The sequence below is a fragment of the Sphingobacterium sp. DR205 genome (assembly GCF_011064245.1).
Lineage (GTDB): Bacteria > Bacteroidota > Bacteroidia > Sphingobacteriales > Sphingobacteriaceae > Sphingobacterium > Sphingobacterium athyrii.
In genome coordinates this window covers 3608836-3625734 of the sequence record NZ_CP049333.1, presented here as the reverse complement: position 1 = coordinate 3625734, position 16899 = coordinate 3608836, and the positions used below count along the sequence as shown (strand labels likewise).

The following is a 16899-nucleotide window of genomic DNA, read 5'->3' as shown; positions in this document are numbered from 1 at the left end:
TATTTTATTGAACAGTGTTTAAATTTATTACAGTGATTAAATTATATCAAAAACCTAAATTACTATGGTCGATTTTGTTGACCATGGTATTGATCACTGCCCATCAGAGCTGGGCGCAGGGTAGGCTTGACCTATACATACAAGAAGGTCTGGAATCAAACCAGAGTATAAAACAACAAAATTTTATGTTGGAGAAAAATGTTTATGCACTCTCGGAGGCGAAGAGTATGTTTCTACCAAATATTGCCTTTTCAACAACCTATACCAAAGCCGATGGCGGACGGACAATCGATATTCCTGTGGGCGATATGATGAACAGTGTGTACAGTACACTAAATCAGTTAACAGGAAGCAATTCGTTTCCGCAATTGCAAAACCAGCAGGTATTGATAAATCCCGATAATTTCTATGATGCAAAATTTCGCATAACCCAACCAATTCTGAATGCCGAGCTCAATTATAACAAAAAGATTAAGACAAAGCAGATCGGCCTCCAAAAAGCGGAAGTGCTACTTTATAAAAGAGAATTGGTAAAAGAAATTAAAGTAGCCTATTATAATTATCTGAAAGCGACCAATGCCGTAAAGATCTACCAATCTTATCTAGCATTGGTTCGTGAAGGGGAGAGAGTGAACAGGAAGCTATTGGATAATGGTAAGATTAACCGGACAGCCTGGGTCCGAAGCCAAAATGAGGTTTCCAAAATCGAGGCTTCGATCGTGACTGCTATAAAGAAGCAAGAATCGGCCAGGTATTATTTTAATTTCCTTCTTAATCGCCCACAGACAGAAAGTATTTTAATAGATGAAATAACCGCCTTGCCGGATCAGACCGCTCTAATAGGTGAAGATATCGGTAATCGCGAGGAGCTTTCCAAACTTAAAATCGCCAAGGGTATCAATGAAGACCTGACGGGACTTGCAAAATCATACCTCGTTCCAAAGGTGGGAGCCAGTTTGGACCTGGGTTCGCAGGCATTTGACTGGAAATTCAATAATAAGAGCCGCTATTACCTTCTTGGCGTTTCTTTAGAGTGGAACCTTTTCGGATTTGGGAGAAACAGCAGCCGCATCAAACAGACCCTTGCCGAGCAGCAGGCAATTTCATCCCAGACCGACTATGTGCAACAACAGCTTCTTACAGAGCTTAAAGTGCGTCAGGCCAGTATGGAGAGTGCTGTTGCTGAATTTCGGGCAGCCCAGAGCCAGTTAAAGACAAGCCAGACCTATTACAATGATATATCAAAACTATATAAGGAGGGGATGGCAATATATATTGAAGTGCTTGACGCCCAGAATCAATGGGTAGATGCCCAGCTGCAGGCCAATATCGCTCTATTCGATACATGGATAGCATTTACTGCCATTGAACGCGCCAACGCTAGTTTTAACATACAATAATTTTAAAAATGAAAAGGATACAATTTACAGTAATTTCGGCAGCCCTATTGCTGTCATCGTGCAAAGAGCACCCCAAAAATACAAATCCGCTTGGCGAACCAGATATCATTGCCGTAAAGGTATCCCCTGTGTCGTCCTTCCGTGTTCCTACCTCGGTACAGGTAAGCGGGTTGGTCAGTACAGAAGACCAGGCAAACTATTCTTTTAAAATAGGCGGTGTCATCAGCCGTATATTGGTCAATGAAGGAGACTTTTTCCGCAAAGGACAATTATTGGCAACGTTGAATACGACCGAAATTTCAGCCGGGCTTTCCCAGTCAAGCCTAGGTGTGGATAAAGCCCAACGCGACTATGACCGTGCAATGAACCTTTACAAAGACAGTGTCTTTACGTTGGAACAGCTGCAAAATACAAGAACTGCACTTGATGTCGCCAGAAAAGGAAAAGAAGCCGTGGCGTTCAACGAGCGCTATGCAAAGATCTATGCCGCCTCGGACGGCTTTGTCTCAAAGAAGGTCGCAAATGAAGGAGAAGTGATTGGGGGCGGAATGCCGGTGTTACTTACTAATACCATACAGCAGAATGCCAGCTATCTTCTCAAAGCAGGTGTAACAGACCGTGAATGGTCAAGTATAAAAGCAGGACAGGCTGCAAAAGTTACATTAGATGGTTTCCCTGATCAGCTATTCGAGGCGACGGTATACAGAAAATTGCAATCGGCAGACCGAGAAATAGGCTCTTTCCAGATAGAACTAAAATTGAAACTCCATAACGTTGCTCCTCCCGTAGGCATGTTTGGGAAGGCCGATATTGAGATAGATGAGGTGGAGAATGCAATCGTGATCCCCTATAATGCATTGGTCGAAGCGGACGGAAAAAAAGGATACGTATTCACTATTGTTGGCGCAGACAAGGTAAAAAAGATTCCTGTAAACATCATGAAGTTTGAAACGGATAAAGTGTATCTAAGTGACAAAATGGACGGGATAAACCAAATTGTCATTTCCAACAGCGCCTACCTGAACGAGCAATCCGTAGTCAAAATTATCAAGTAAACCCACATCATAATGAAAATAACAAATTTTGCCGTTAAGAACTATCAGTTCACCCTGATCATGTTCGTTCTTTTCGCCGTAGTGGGGTTGCTCACGCTGTTCACTATGCCGAGATCGGAGGATCCGACAACGCATCCGCCGCAATATGTGATCACGGTCATTTACCCGGGAACCAGTCCAAAAGACATGGAAGAACAGGTGGTAAAACCGATTGAAAATAAAATATACGGGCTTGAAAATATAGAAAAGATACTTACTTCTGTTGAAGATGGTGTTGCCGTAATACAGCCTAAATTCAAATATGGCGTCGATGTCGACAATAAATACCAGGAGATATCTACCGAAATAAATGCGCTAAAGAACAGTGAACTCCCAAAAGATATCTATCTGATCAAAACGGAAAAAGTAGCATCCTCCGATGTAAAGATCATCCAAGTGGCTTTGGTTTCCAATGCTGCATCAGCTAAAGAACTTAGGGACAAAGCCGATCTGCTTAAAACAGCGCTGGAAAAGATTACCGACCTTAAGGAAGTTAAGTATACCGGAGTTCCTGAGCAGGAGATACGCATAGACATGCAGCTGGATAAGCTAGCCCAGCTAAGGATACCCTTAAATCTTGTTGTCGGGAGCTTGCAAAGCGAAGCTGCCGATATCCCTGGGGGAAGCGTTAACCTCGATACCAAAGTTTTCAACGTGAAGACCAGCGGCAAATTCAAGAATGTCGAAGACGTCGCCAATACAGTTATATATAACGCCAACGGGAAGATTATTTATTTAAAAGATGTCGCCGAAGTTAGCTATAAGGATGGTACCATCAACCATATTACCCGCCTTAATGGTCACCGCTGTGTGCTCGTGACAGCAGCCATGAAAGACAATGTCAATATTAGCAAGGTCAAGGAAGAGTATATGCCAGTGTTGGAAGCATTCCAGAAAGGACTTCCGGAAAATATAAAAATGATCAAAAACTTTGACCAGGCGGACATGGTTGCCCAACGTTTGGGACACCTGGGATTTGATTTTGCGCTGGCGATCGTGCTGGTCGTTATCACGTTGTTGCCACTGGGATTCAGGGCATCATTGATTGTTATGATCTCCATTCCGTTATCACTCGCCTTGGGTTTGATAGCGATGAACATGCTGGGCTATTCACTCAACCAATTAAGTATTGTTGGCCTGGTGGTGGCATTGGGGCTGCTGGTAGACGACAGTATTGTTGTCGTCGAAAATATAGAAAGATGGTTAAGAGAGGGGTATTCCATTAAGGATGCCGTGTTAAAAGGGACAAGGCAGATAGGTAATGCAGTTGTAGGATGTACGGCTACTTTGGTCATAGCGTTCCTGCCGCTTGCTTTTTTACCTGATGCGGCAGGCGAATTTCTCCGAAGCTTGCCGATGGCGGTAATGACAAGCGTATTGGCATCCATGCTGGTTGCGCTTACCTTGGTTCCATTTCTTGGCAGCCGTATATTAAAACCCCATGCACATAGCGGCGGTAATTACTTCCTGCAGAAGCTACAGCAGTTTTTGAGCTATTCTTACCGCAGTATCATGCCAATCGCACTCAAATGGCCAAAAGTAACCGTAGGGATCTCAATCGCGCTTAGTGTTTTTGCATTTGCCCTCTTTCCATTGGCAGGATTCAAGCTTTTTCCAACATCAGAAAAGCCAATGTTCCTGATCAATATCAAACTGCCATTGCAGGCAAACATCCCTGAAAGCGACCGCGTCACCAAACTCGTGGAGCAGGAACTGAAGAGCCATAAGGAAATCGTGTATTATACCTCCAATGTCGGCAAAGGTAATCCGCAGATTTATTACAATGTACACCAGCAGGACATTAAGCCCGATTTTGGACAAATATTTGTTCAATTGGGCGACGATACCGGCCCAAAAGTCAAACAAGAACTGATAAAGACCCTTAGAAAAAAAATCATTGATTTTCCCCATGCAAGAATTGAAGTAAAGGATTTTGAACAGGGCACACCGATTGAGGCGAACATTGTTGTCAGAGTTTTCGGGGATAATCAGGACACCTTGCGATCCCTATCTTTTAAGGTAGAGGAAATTTTAAGGAAGCACCCCGGTACCTTCTTTGTGAACAACGAGCTAAATTCGTACAAATCAGATGTCAAGGTTTCAATAGACAAGGAAAAAGCGCGTACCCTTGGTGTATTGACCAGTGATGTAGACATGGTTATCCGTATGGCAGTAGCCGGCGTAAATGTTGGTGACTATATCGACGACCGCGGCGATTCAAGGAATGTGATCATTACCCTACCACGAGAAAAGTTTTCAGATCTCAATGTGCTCAAAGGACTTTATGTCAACAATATCCAGGGAACACCGATACAGGTTGACCAGATTGCTACAATAGGTTTTGAAACATCTCCGACGGCAATCAACCATTTTAACAAATCGAGGTTTGCCAAAGTGACATCATTGACTAAAGACCACGTGTATGCCAATGATATTTTAAAGGACATCGTTCCACAGCTTGACAGATTAAAGCTTCCGCCGGGGTACTATTATAAATTGTCGGGTGAGGCCGAGTCCGAAGGCGATGCCCTGGGAGGCAACTTTCTTTCGGTCATATTATTAAGTGGCTTCCTTTTTATTGGCGTGCTCCTTTTACAGTTTAAGAATTTCAAGGGGATTATTATCGTATTATCCATTATCCCGTTGGGTATATTGGGCGGTGTTATAGCGCTCCTTTTAACCGGCAATCCGATGTCCTTGGTTTCGATTATCGGTTTTATCGGGCTGTCGGGAATACAGGTCAAGAATTCGCTGCTCCTCGTGGATTTTACAAACCAGCTTAGGGTTGAGGGCCACTCGTTGGATGAAGCTATCCATATAGCGGGTGAGACACGGTTTTTACCTGTTGTGCTTACATCTATTACCGCTATCTGCGGATTGATACCTATTGCATTAAATCCCAATCCGCTTATTGCCCCCTTGGCGATTGTACTTATTGGCGGGCTTATAAGTTCAACAATCCTATCAAGGATTGTAACACCTGTAATGTACAGGCTCATCCCACCACAGATCGAAATTGAGGAAGATACAGAAGATAACGAAAAGTAATGAATACACTTTTCAAAGGCAATGCAGGAGGCCAGTCTCTTATTTAGTTCATATGGGGCTGGCCAAATGTTTCTATCGTACACTTTGTTTTTAGTTATACTAGCAATTCTTTGTCGTCAAAAAAATAGGCTGGTTATTATTACTCTATAAAAGTGCAGAAAAATAAAGGCTGTTTCTTAATTAAATGATTTTCGAAATTCTGAGGGAGAAAATTTGGTTTTAGATTTGAATATCCTACTAAGTGATTGTAAATGCTCAAAACCTAATTCGTAAGCAATTTCACTGATCGACAGATCTGTTGTTGAAAGTTTTTCTTTGGCTTTTAAAATCAATTTGTCGTGAATGTATTGCTGAGTGGTCTGTCCAGTCAATATTTTAAGTAATCCACTTAAATAATTAGGCAGTAAAGCAGAAGAGGATACATACAAAAAACAAAATATTGGAAGGAGAAATAGTCCATGTATGCTCACCTCTGAATTGATGGAATTTCGTAAAGATTTATTTGATGAATAAAAAGTAAAAAAGATCTGAAGGATATTCCATGTCGTATTTATACTCCGCTTTGGTGAAAAAGTATTCAGGGAGATATATTTGCGCTTTCGAGTAATCGGAAAATAATCAATATTGATTATTTCATTTATGTTTTGAATATTTGAAGTAGGAGCTAATCACTGGATAGACGGAGTACTTAAAAATCCTGGACCTCCACCTTCATATGTTGTTGTAGATGCAAAATATATACAAGCTGGTCCCAATACATTAGTTGATTGAACTAGACAAATATCTAATCAATGGATTAGCGATAGATCGGCAAATACGATTTCCAGACAAGCCTAATATTACGCAAACAGCTTACGGAAGGATAACAGGAAAAGTAGATGCAAATCGAAAAACTGTAATTGGATATTTCAATTTCGACAGATATATCACTAGAGAAAATGCTGGCAAATAGCCTTAAAATCAAATAAGACAAGAAAAAAATATGAGAACAAATTTAAAAGATAAGGATTATTTTGATAGTTATATTACGCTAAATAAGGAAGATATCGAATTTTATGAAGAGGGATTAAAGTCGGGAGCGACTGCAAACGATAGAATTCCTGCGGTGAAAAGACAAATTTTTACAACGGGGCTTCATACAGTAATTGCTAAATATTCTGCCGGATATCCTGTTCAGGAAGTTGAGACTGATTTTATAAAAGTTATCGAATCTTTAAAAGAGGGCTGGCAAGGCGAGGGCAAAAATATACAGTTTGATGATTATATTTTGATGCTATGGATGCTTTCAGTGGCAATTCTTTTAGACATCGATGATGCAGAGTTTAGAAAAATAATTACGGTTTTAGAGGAAAGTGGTTATAAAGACGGTATTTATGATATCATTATTTCGTCTAAGTTTTCTGACAAGAATACAGTTTCAGACCTCACTTATCCCAATGAATTTGGTTTTCTGAAAAATTTTTATGCAACAAAAAATATAGAAGATCTAAAAAACTATTTGGACAAAGCTTGGTACAAAAAAATGAAACCTACATACTGGTTTGATAATAATAAAAACAAAAATGAGGTTTTCTTCGGATATTGGAGTTTGGAAAGTGCAGCTTTTGTGAAAATATTAGATGTAGAAGATTCGTCTCTGGAGAACCAACAATATTACCCTTACGATTTGGTCCACTGGAAAAAATAGCTATGGAAACTTACAGACAGATCATCAACATTATTGTAAAAGATTCAGGCGACAGAGAAATTATTATGAAAAAACTTTCTGAAGTTACTGCTGATCCCGCCTTATACGAAGATTTCTTCTTCAGAACACCATATGAAGATCAAGATATCACAAGGTTACAGATGATCGATTTGCTTATTGAAAAAGGATACGCATTTGAAATCGACTGGAAAGAAAATTATACAACGGCCAAAAAAGAAATTCAAAAAATATCAACTAAGCTTGATGTTTCTCTCCCTATAGAGGACGATGAGGATCTTTATGATTTAGAGCCGGAAATCTTTTTTTTGAGAGTTAGTTCATTATTGGAGCGTAAGGGTTATTCAATTTTTGATGTTGATATTGACAGTAATAGTTATGTCATCATTCTTGCTGATTCTGATTTTGCTGAAACAATTACATCTTTAGACTCAAGAATAAAGAAATATTAAATTATGATAGAGATACATCAAAAATTTTGGTTAGTCTTCTAAACTTTATATGTGTGATTTATACAGATCCTTTGAAAATCTGCAACATTCAAAAGTTAAAGGACTTCAGTCAAGATTCAGATATCCCTAATTTGGTTCATTGCATTAAAACAGAACTTCTCGTACTATGAGATTTATTTTCAAGATGATGTTCCCGAGTCTGTTGTAAATCTGAAAATCCAGATTTGAGATATCATCATTGATGAATTCCCACCTAGCGGCATTAGTTGATTTTGTAAAGAAGAATTATCTCATCATCGAAAACTGTCTGAAAAGTTTTAAGCGGGAGCAGTGTCTGTGTTCAGTAAAGGTCAGAGAAAGCGGAAAGCCAACATTTGGACATTTACAACAGTTTATAAAAGAACAGTGGATTGATTATATCATATCAGAGAAATGTATGAGTTTTGATGGACTAACAGATAAAGAGAGATTATCTATTAGCGGACTAGTATTTGAGTATGAGAAGGCTTTAATTGACGATAATGCAAAAGCGATAAAAATTTTGAAAGCATTGAACTTTGATAAACCTTCGATTGACATAATTATTGGATAAATAAACATAACGCTAACCAGCACCTATGGAATTAAATGAAATAAAAAATATACAAGATTTCCAGCGATTTCTGTTTCAACAAAAGAATGAAAATTTTGTTCAGCCTGATGATCCCAATTATTCAAGAACAATTTGTGGAACCGATTTCAGATCTGAAATTCTGTATGTTCTACCATCAACTGAAACATAACTAAAGAATGCGTTTGAATAAAATTATTGGACCCTTTCAAAATATTTAGACGAAGACAAATTTTTTGCAAAATTCTGCCCTTGATTTGGTCGGTTTACTGTTATTAAAATACATCCAAAAGAGTGTAATTTACAAATGAAATTTATCCAATTTCGTTAGTTTTATAAGAATGAACATATTTGTGAAAATTGAATTTGGAAATGGGCAAATGATCCGTTCACAAAGGATAAAATACCAGATAAAAATGGACAATTCGATGTCTTTTGAAAATAGTAGAGGACACGTTATTATTTTTTTGTGAGATAAAATTTCTACTAAAACAACCGTAGATAAGAATTGTATTCAGAAAGTGATAAAATAAAATTTACGCAAACGTTTGTTTTGGGGGCTTGACTTTTAATGCGAAAAAAATCCAGTATGTTTGATTGGGAACAGCAATGTTATAGCTAATTAAACCAGCAATTAAATTATGAAGTCAAAATTGTTGATCAAAGATATTTCAGATTTTGAAATGTTGGTGAATACCCATACCAACAAGCTCACACAGACTGCTTTCCTAAAAATTGGAAATCTGCAGGATGCGGAAGATCTCGTACAGGATCTGTTTATCAATCTCTGGATCAAAAGAGAGTCCATTGTTGTTCATGGCCCAGTCTACAATTACCTCCATGTATCCCTGCGGAATAAAATTATGAATTATTTTGCGAAGGCTAAGCTTCGTCAAGATGTGAAAAATAGGCTTGCGGTAAACCTTGAAGTCGTAGATCTCTCCTTGGTCAATCTTTTGATCGAAAAAGATCTAAACACCTTGTTTTCGGAAATTTTGAACGAGTTACCGGATCACATGCAAAAGATTTTTAAACTACGCAATGAAGATTTTACCCTCAAGGAGATTGCTGTCGCTTTAGGATTGGCTGAGCAGACAGTAAAAGGATACAGTGCAGAAATGCATCGTCGTATTAAAGCTATGTTAATAGAGCGTCATCCCGAATTCGCCCGTTCACTGACAGTAATGCTCTCTTTTTTGCTGATCAAATAATTTTTTTTAATTCCTTACATACTTTTGATTGTCACCAGCTGTCTTACTAGAAAGAAAACATCTAGAAAGAATTACCAGTGGATCAAAACCAGTTAAAAAAACTAATCAAGAAGTACCAGGAAGGTAGGGCGAGTGCTGCGGAGAAATTTGTTGTGGAATATTGGTATGAATCCTTGGGGCAGCAAAAAACCAAAGATTCAGATATAGATTTTATTACAGACCGCAAAGATCTCAAGCAGCGCATTGTTTGGGCTTCTTCTGTATACGCAGATAAGCGATCTACTAACCGACGACGTTTTATATATGCCGCTGTTGCGAGCGTCGTGTTGTTTATGTTTTCAACCGTTCTATATCATCAATATTTTTCAGAATCGCAGATTGACAGTCTGATCAAGCCAATCAAAATAGTATATCTAGATAGAGGAACCATATCCACTGGTACTGCTGAACGGAAAACGGTCGTTCTGAACGATGGTACGAAAGTGATCCTGAATGCCAATTCAAGTTTAACTGTAGGTGACTATGACCAGCTGCGGGATGTGAATCTCTATGGTGAGGCTTTCTTTGATGTCAAAAAAGATCCATCCAGGCCATTCACTGTGCACGGCGGTGGACTACATATCAGGGTGCTGGGTACCAGTTTTAATGTCAAAGCTTATCCTGATATCCACAATACATCCGTATCCGTGCGCACGGGTAAGGTTCAAGTTGACAACAACGAGAAAAATCTGCGCACACTGATGCCAGATGAGAATATAGTCTATGATCGCAAGTCTAGTGGTTATAAATTGACTAATGCTGAGTATGCTTTAGAATCATCCTGGTTATCCGACCATGTTAAGCTAGATCAGGCCAGCTTCGAAGAATTGAACCAAAATTTTAAGAATTTCTATGGATTCTCACTTAGTACGGCCGATGAGAAATTATTGAAGGATCGTTATAATATAAATTTCCGTCAATCCAAAACAATGACCACCGCGTTGGAAGAGATTCAGTTATTGACCGGAAAAAAAATCAGTATTAAAAATAAGCAGGAGGGTAAAGAGATCATTTTATACTAAAAATAAAAAGGGCTCACATAGTGTAAGACCCTTTACAGAAAATTATGGAATCTATCTGACCCGATTCCATAATCGGTTTCATGGATGTAAAACCTTTAATCAATACAAAATTAACAAATGATTAACAAAAAACTAATAAGAAAAGAAAAAAGAAGCAACAAATACCTTTCCTTAAGTCTTGGTGGAGCGCTGCTATTATTATCCGGCACTTTTTCCTGGAACAGGACATATGCACAGGAGAATGCTAGGATCTATAACCAGAACTACCAAAAAACAACGCTGCGTGATGTTATCCTTGATCTACAAAAGAGATCTGGCTCAGATATTTCGTTTACGGAGAGCTTGGGTCTAAAAAATATAAATATAGTTAGATTCGATACCAAAAATGAGTCTTTAGACCAGGTTTTACGGCGATTATTATCTCCCTATGGTATTCAGGTAAAGAAGACGGATAGTGGCTTTGTTTTAGCCCGGCAGCCGCAGCAAATGGGAAGATCCATTTCTGGAAAAGTCGTTGATCCATCTGGTATGCCCATTTCTGGCGCTACCTTAAATTTAAAGCGTGCCAATACAAAATCAAAAAGTGATGATAAGGGGGGATTTTTGCTCCATTCAATTTTTCCTTCGGATACCTTATCCGTGCATTTTATGGGTTTCACGACAGTAGATACCTTGGTGACGAATGAGCACACAGAGGATCTCGTGATCCGTTTGGAAACTGGCATGGCACGTGAACTCGATGAGGTGGTGGTGGTCGGGTATGGTGTCCAAAAGAAAGTTAACCTGACGGGATCTGTTGCTGTTGTTGATGGAAAACGTTTACAGGATAGACCGGTAAACAACGTATCCCAATCGCTTTACGGAACCGTAAGTGGCCTGACGATCACATATGGCAACAATGGTTTTGAACCCGGCGCTGCACCGTCGGTACAGATCAGGGGCCAAGGTAAACCCTATGTCCTGATCGACGGCACCGCCGGAGATATTAATACGATTGATCCGAATACTGTTGAAAGTGTTTCTATATTAAAAGATGCAGCTGCTTCGGCAATCTATGGTGCCCGCGCACCTTATGGGGTCTTACTAATTACGACCAAATCAGGAAAGGCTAATCAGAAACCACAAGTCGATTTTTCAATGAATGGCGGGCCTACAACCATTATCAATAAACCAAAGATGGTTGATTCCTACACGTTTGCCCGTGCCATGAATCAGATGCATGACAACCAAGGGGTTGCCAGATTGTTCTCAGAATCGACGATCGACAGGATCATCGCGTATATCGATGATCCTACATTACCTGAGACTGTGCCTGATGCCAACAATCCGAGGAAGTGGTCCACCTATCAATTCTCAAACGGCAATAATGACTGGATAGATATCCATTATGGCAATGGACGCCGGATGCAGGAAAATTTATCTGTCAAAGGAGGATCTAAAGACATGGCCTACTTTCTGTCGCTGGGACATGCGTCCGAAAAAGGGGTGTTGAGAATTGTGGACGATAAGTACAAACGCTACAATTTTCAAGCTAAACTCGATGCCAATATTACAGACTGGTGGAAGATCAGTTCGAATACAAGGCTCACAAATGCCGTACGTGATAGACCTATATATAACGGTGAGGGTGAATATGGCATGATTATCCATCAGATTTTCAGAACACATCCCGAGGTTTTTCTTAAATCGCCAAATGGATATTACTCGCAACTTTCACGTGTTCCGCAGATGCAAGCCGGTTATCAGAAGTTGACAAATAATACACTGGTACAACGCTTGGCGACCGAAATCAGTCCGCTCCAAAACTGGAAAATCAATGCCGACTATTCGATAGATTATCAGATTTTTGACTATGCCGGTGTTAATCAGGTGGCTTATGAGGATGAAGTAGATGGTACCCTTGTGCCAATAGCACTTACCGTCCCTCCGTATATCGAAAAGAAAAAATCCAATACCACCTACAAAGCGCTTAATATTTATACAACTTATAATTTAGATCTAGGAAAGGATCACCATTTTACGGTACTGGCCGGTTTTCAGAATGAAATCAGTAAACTGGATTCGATGAATGGGTTAAGAAGGGAACTCATCGTTCCTGATATCCCATCTTTTACAACAGCAACAGGTGAAATGCAAGTGGGTGATGGTCTGACGCATTGGTCTACCTTAGGCTATTTTGCACGATTAAATTATAATTATGCAGACAAATATTTGGTCGAGGCAAATGTCCGTTATGATGGTACATCCAAATTTGCCCGTGGCAGACGCTGGGGAGCATTTCCTTCTGTATCCGCAGGATGGCTGGTTTCTAAGGAATTGTTTTGGCAGCCTCTACTGGATTATATACCATTTATGAAACTTAGGGCATCATGGGGGAAGCTGGGTAATCAGAATGTTGCCGCCTATCAGGACCTTGCATTATTGGGCGTCAAAAGTAATTTAGGTTGGCTTATTGATGGCATGCGGCCCGCTTACACAACAGCACCAAACCTGGTAAACCGCTATCTTACCTGGGAGTCATCACGCTCCATGAATACAGCCATTGAAATGGGATTTTTTCAAAACCGCTTGCATGCTGAATTTGAATATTATCAAAGGCTGACTTATGATCGTCTCGGACCGGCACAGGCATTGCCAGCAGTGTTGGGTGCTACTATTCCGAGGGAAAATAATTCGGAGCTCAAGACCAAAGGCTGGGATTTTAGTTTGCGCTGGAATGGAAAAATAGGCTCGGATTTTAATTATTCCGTAGCGGCCAATGTTTTTGATTACAAAAATATAATTACAAAGTATACCAACCCAACGGGTATCCTGACAACGGATTATGTCGGCAAAGATCCCGGTGAAATATGGGGTTATGAAACTGTGGGATTAATCAAAACCAAGGAACGTGCCGACGAGATCAATGCATCAGGCTATCAAAAATTTATCAACGGCCAGACCTGGCAGACGGGGGACGTTGAATACCGGGATCTCAATGGGGATGGGGTAATCAATAACGGCAAAAACACCATAAATGACCATGGAGACCTTAAAATCATTGGTAATTCGACACGCCGTTACCAGTTTGGACTTAATTTAACCGCCAACTATAAAAATGTTGATATCGCGGTGTTTATCCAAGGTACGGGAAAGCGTGATCTATGGTTGGATGGCAATGTATTCTGGGGTTTTAGGGCCTGGAATCAATCCTCCCTGTTCCCGCACCACATGGATTACTATCGGGATGTCGAAGGGGACCGCTATTCGGGGCTTGGTATAAACACTGAAGCTTATTTTCCGCGGCCTTACAGTAATACCACCCAAGATAGCAAGAATAAGCAAATGCAGACACGCTACCTGCAGAATGGTGCTTATGCACGGCTTAAAAATCTACAGATAGGCTATACCATTCCTGCATTGATGCTCCAGAAAATCGGATTAAAACACGCCCGTATTTATTTCTCCGGTGAGAATATCTACACCTTATCCAAACTTCCTCGTGCATTTGATCCTGAAACAGCAATATTGGGAGATTTTGGGAATGGCAAAGGCATGTTTTCGCAGGCAATTTGGGCATTCGGGATGAATATTTCGCTTTAACAGCATTTGATTTGAATATAAAGGGAGCTACTTAGGTAGCAAAGGAGAATATATCTAGCAATTAATAACCAATGAAAAAAAACATAATCTTATTATATACGACAGTCATTTTACTGTTGGTCGGTTCCTGCTCCGAGGATTTTTTGGATAGGCCGCCATTGACACAGATTGAAAACGAAAGCTATTGGAAAACAGCCAAAGATCTAGAGAATTATACGATTCAATTCTATACGGTATTCCCTGCTTTTAATACGGTAGGTAGTTTTCTTGGTGTGATCGGTTGGGATGGTTCCCGTGGATCCGACGTGCAGATTTCCAGTTCACCGAGCACAGTCTGGAATGGTACCGAATCGCCGGTTGCATCGGGCGGAAACTGGAGCTGGAGTAATATCCGTAGTGTCAATATCTTTTTTAAGAACTATAGCAAATGCAAAGATCCTTTTGAAAAATATAAGCAGTTTTTGGGAGAAGCACATTTCTTTAAGGCCTGGTTTTATTTTGAAAAAGTCAGGCTCTACGGTGATGTTCCTTGGTATACGGATCCATTGGAGATGGACTCTGAAGAATTATTCAAAGCACGTGATTCACGTACGACTGTAGTGGACTCAATTTTGGCACACCTGGATAAAGCGATAGAATATCTGGAGCCTTTGGCTACAGTAAAAGGTAAAAACAATCGACTTTCCAAACAAGCTGCTCTGCTCTTCAAATCCAGAGTCGCCCTATTTGAAGGCACCTGGCAGAAATACCACAAAGGTACAGCATTTGGTACAGCGGGCGCTGATCCCAGTAAGTACTTCCGACAAGCTGCTACCGCTGCCGAAACGTTGATGGATGCAAAATATGGCATGTCCCTGTATAGCAATAATGATCCCGAAAACGATTACTGCAAACTATTTTCTCTGAAAGATCAGCTTGCCAATAAAGAGGTGATTCTCTGGAAAGCTTATTCCGTCAACCGTGATCTGTCACACTCTTTTCAGATCTATGTATCTGACCGTACTGCGGGGATATCCACGACTTTTGAACAGGTACAGCATTACCTGGGCCGGAATGGTCAGCCATATGATTATTTCTCCCTTGGTAAGACGGTGAAAGGCAATGCTTTTTTAGAAAAAATACGGTCCGATTGTGATCCACGGTTGTCCCAGACGATCTGGACGCCAGGAGCCTTGATGTGGGACAATACCTTTGGGAAAGCCACCTTTAAAAAGCCGTTTCTGGATAAATCCGGTGAGGCCTTGAATAATACCGGTTTTCAGATTCGAAAAGGGAATGATCCAAAATCTGCTCTCGCTGGTGGTGGTGTTTCCTGGAGCTCAAGTGATGAAACAGGTGCCATTATCTTCCGTTATGCCGAAGCGCTATTGAATTATGCCGAAGCAAAGGCCGAACTTGGCGAAACAGTCGACCATGCCAAATCAATCAATCTGCTCCGCAAGAGATCAGGTATGCCTGAATTTGCTGTCGTAAGTGATCCCACTAGCAGTCGGTATGCGGATTATGGCTATAGTCTATCAGACCAGTTAAAAGAAATCCGTCGCGAGCGTACCGTCGAACTGGGGGCCGAGGGATTTCGCTATGACGATATCCGGAGATGGGCAGCGCATAAACTGTTGAAAGGGAAACGTCCCAAAGGTTATCCATTTGCGGCCTCTGACTGGACCGGTACCAAAATCAACTATAAGGTTGATGCCGACGGTCTATTGGACCCCTTTGTAACGCAGTTGCCGAATGGCTATGGGTTTAAGGAAAACCGCGATTACCTCGAATGCATACCATTGAATGAAATCACCTTGAATAATAACCTAAAACAAAATCCAGGATGGGAGTAAATGTATTTTTATCATTGCTATTTACACTGTTTTATAGCATAGGCGAGGGACAATCCCTTGTCAGGATCGGTCTGATTGCAGATCCACAGTACGCGGACAAAGATACCCATGGCAGTCGTTTTTACCGAAATTCACTTGGTAAATTAGATTCTGCCGTGCTGGCTATCAATCGGGAAGGTGTAGATTTTACAGTTACACTCGGCGATTTGGTCGATGTCGGACCGAAAGATCTGCAACCTGTACTCCAGCGACTTGAGAAGCTCAAAAGACCGGTCTACAATATTTTGGGAAACCACGATTATGTAAATGTTGAAAATGGAGCCGATTTATATAAGGCTTATAAAATGCCGCACCCATATTATATCGTAGAGAAGGGGCAATGGCTGCTTATTATGCTCAATACCAATGAGCTGGCGGAGTATGCTACTCCAGCGGGGTCGGATCAGCGCCTTGCCTGGCAAACGCTAAACGATGGATTGAAGGCTGCAAAAAGAAAGAATGATCAGCCCTGGAACGGCGGGATAAGCGTAACGCAGCTCAGCTGGATGGAAAAGCAACTTCAAAAGGCGAAGTCATCCAACAAAAAGGTGATCGTTTTCACACATCATCCCTTGTATCCCGAGAATGGCCTTGAAGCACTGAATAACCGGGAGATATTGGCCCTTATCGAAAAATATCCGGTTGTAAAGGCGGTGATCTCAGGCCATCATCATCCCGGTAATTTTGCAACCTATAAAGGTATTCCGATGATTACACTGGAGGGTATGATCGAAACCGCCGACCAGAATGCTTTTGGTGTTTTGGAGCTCAATGATCATCAGCTGGATCTTCATGGAGAAGGACGGATGACAGCCCGGAAAATTGACTTTTAACGATAAACTTACTATTTAAACAATAAAAA

11 protein-coding genes and 1 pseudogene are annotated in these 16899 nt (G+C 40.7%); 11 read left to right on the top strand and 1 reads right to left on the bottom strand.

What is annotated here, in order from left to right:
* The first annotated feature begins 32 nt into the window (after positions 1-32).
* From G6053_RS15575 to G6053_RS15565, 3 genes are read left to right on the top strand one after another with little or no spacing between them, the layout of a single operon-like run.
* Positions 33-1400 (top strand): TolC family protein, encoded by a 1368-nt coding sequence (locus G6053_RS15575; RefSeq protein ID WP_165307059.1) that lies wholly within the window; start codon positions 33-35, stop codon positions 1398-1400.
* Positions 1401-1408: 8 nt separating this feature from the next.
* Positions 1409-2455 (top strand): efflux RND transporter periplasmic adaptor subunit, encoded by a 1047-nt coding sequence (locus G6053_RS15570; protein ID WP_108633940.1) that lies wholly within the window; start codon positions 1409-1411, stop codon positions 2453-2455.
* A gap of 12 nt (positions 2456-2467) precedes the next feature.
* Positions 2468-5542, top strand: a complete 3075-nt coding sequence (locus tag G6053_RS15565; RefSeq protein ID WP_165307058.1) for an efflux RND transporter permease subunit — start codon at positions 2468-2470, stop codon at positions 5540-5542.
* Between the two features lie 176 nt (positions 5543-5718).
* Here G6053_RS15565 and G6053_RS30765 read toward each other — a convergent pair.
* Positions 5719-5940, bottom strand: a pseudogene (locus G6053_RS30765) (AraC family transcriptional regulator); the annotation flags it as partial.
* Between the two features lie 584 nt (positions 5941-6524).
* On the opposite strand from G6053_RS30765, the gene G6053_RS15555 reads away from it, so the two are divergent.
* The 8 genes from G6053_RS15555 to G6053_RS15520 all read left to right on the top strand — a co-directional run bounded on the left by G6053_RS15555 (position 6525) and on the right by G6053_RS15520 (position 16870).
* The gene (locus tag G6053_RS15555) at positions 6525-7229 is read left to right on the top strand and encodes a PoNe immunity protein domain-containing protein (RefSeq protein WP_108633942.1); all 705 of its coding nucleotides are present in this window, start codon (positions 6525-6527) and stop codon (positions 7227-7229) included.
* Between the two features lie 2 nt (positions 7230-7231).
* Positions 7232-7699: a DUF6630 family protein gene (locus tag G6053_RS15550; RefSeq protein ID WP_108633943.1), complete on the top strand. Its 468-nt coding sequence runs from the start codon at positions 7232-7234 to the stop codon at positions 7697-7699.
* Positions 7700-7940: 241 nt separating this feature from the next.
* Positions 7941-8291 carry a hypothetical protein gene (locus tag G6053_RS15545; protein ID WP_165307057.1) on the top strand — a complete coding sequence of 117 codons (351 nt, stop codon included), beginning with the start codon at positions 7941-7943 and terminating at the stop codon, positions 8289-8291.
* 659 nt (positions 8292-8950) lie between these two features.
* On the top strand, positions 8951-9520 hold the full coding sequence (locus G6053_RS15540; RefSeq protein ID WP_165307056.1) for a sigma-70 family RNA polymerase sigma factor: 570 nt from the start codon (positions 8951-8953) through the stop codon (positions 9518-9520).
* Positions 9521-9597: 77 nt separating this feature from the next.
* Positions 9598-10581: a FecR family protein gene (locus G6053_RS15535; protein WP_165307055.1), complete on the top strand. Its 984-nt coding sequence runs from the start codon at positions 9598-9600 to the stop codon at positions 10579-10581.
* A 117-nt stretch (positions 10582-10698) separates the two neighbouring features.
* Positions 10699-14163: a TonB-dependent receptor gene (locus G6053_RS15530; protein WP_165307054.1), complete on the top strand. Its 3465-nt coding sequence runs from the start codon at positions 10699-10701 to the stop codon at positions 14161-14163.
* A 71-nt stretch (positions 14164-14234) separates the two neighbouring features.
* Positions 14235-15998 carry a RagB/SusD family nutrient uptake outer membrane protein gene (locus G6053_RS15525; protein WP_165307053.1) on the top strand — a complete coding sequence of 588 codons (1764 nt, stop codon included), beginning with the start codon at positions 14235-14237 and terminating at the stop codon, positions 15996-15998.
* Positions 15989-16870: a metallophosphoesterase gene (locus G6053_RS15520; protein WP_165307052.1), complete on the top strand. Its 882-nt coding sequence runs from the start codon at positions 15989-15991 to the stop codon at positions 16868-16870. The genes G6053_RS15525 and G6053_RS15520 overlap by 10 nt, the downstream gene beginning before the upstream one ends.
* The last annotated feature ends 29 nt before the right edge of the window (positions 16871-16899 follow it).

Coding starts and splice junctions, on each gene's coding strand:
- G6053_RS15570 (WP_108633940.1), top strand. CDS start 1,409: ATGAAAAGGATACAATTTACAGTAATTTCGGCAGCCCTATTGCTGTCA.
- G6053_RS15565 (WP_165307058.1), top strand. CDS start 2,468: ATGAAAATAACAAATTTTGCCGTTAAGAACTATCAGTTCACCCTGATC.
- G6053_RS15555 (WP_108633942.1), top strand. CDS start 6,525: ATGAGAACAAATTTAAAAGATAAGGATTATTTTGATAGTTATATTACG.
- G6053_RS15550 (WP_108633943.1), top strand. CDS start 7,232: ATGGAAACTTACAGACAGATCATCAACATTATTGTAAAAGATTCAGGC.
- G6053_RS15545 (WP_165307057.1), top strand. CDS start 7,941: ATGAATTCCCACCTAGCGGCATTAGTTGATTTTGTAAAGAAGAATTAT.
- G6053_RS15540 (WP_165307056.1), top strand. CDS start 8,951: ATGAAGTCAAAATTGTTGATCAAAGATATTTCAGATTTTGAAATGTTG.
- G6053_RS15530 (WP_165307054.1), top strand. CDS start 10,699: ATGATTAACAAAAAACTAATAAGAAAAGAAAAAAGAAGCAACAAATAC.
- G6053_RS15525 (WP_165307053.1), top strand. CDS start 14,235: ATGAAAAAAAACATAATCTTATTATATACGACAGTCATTTTACTGTTG.
- G6053_RS15520 (WP_165307052.1), top strand. CDS start 15,989: ATGGGAGTAAATGTATTTTTATCATTGCTATTTACACTGTTTTATAGC.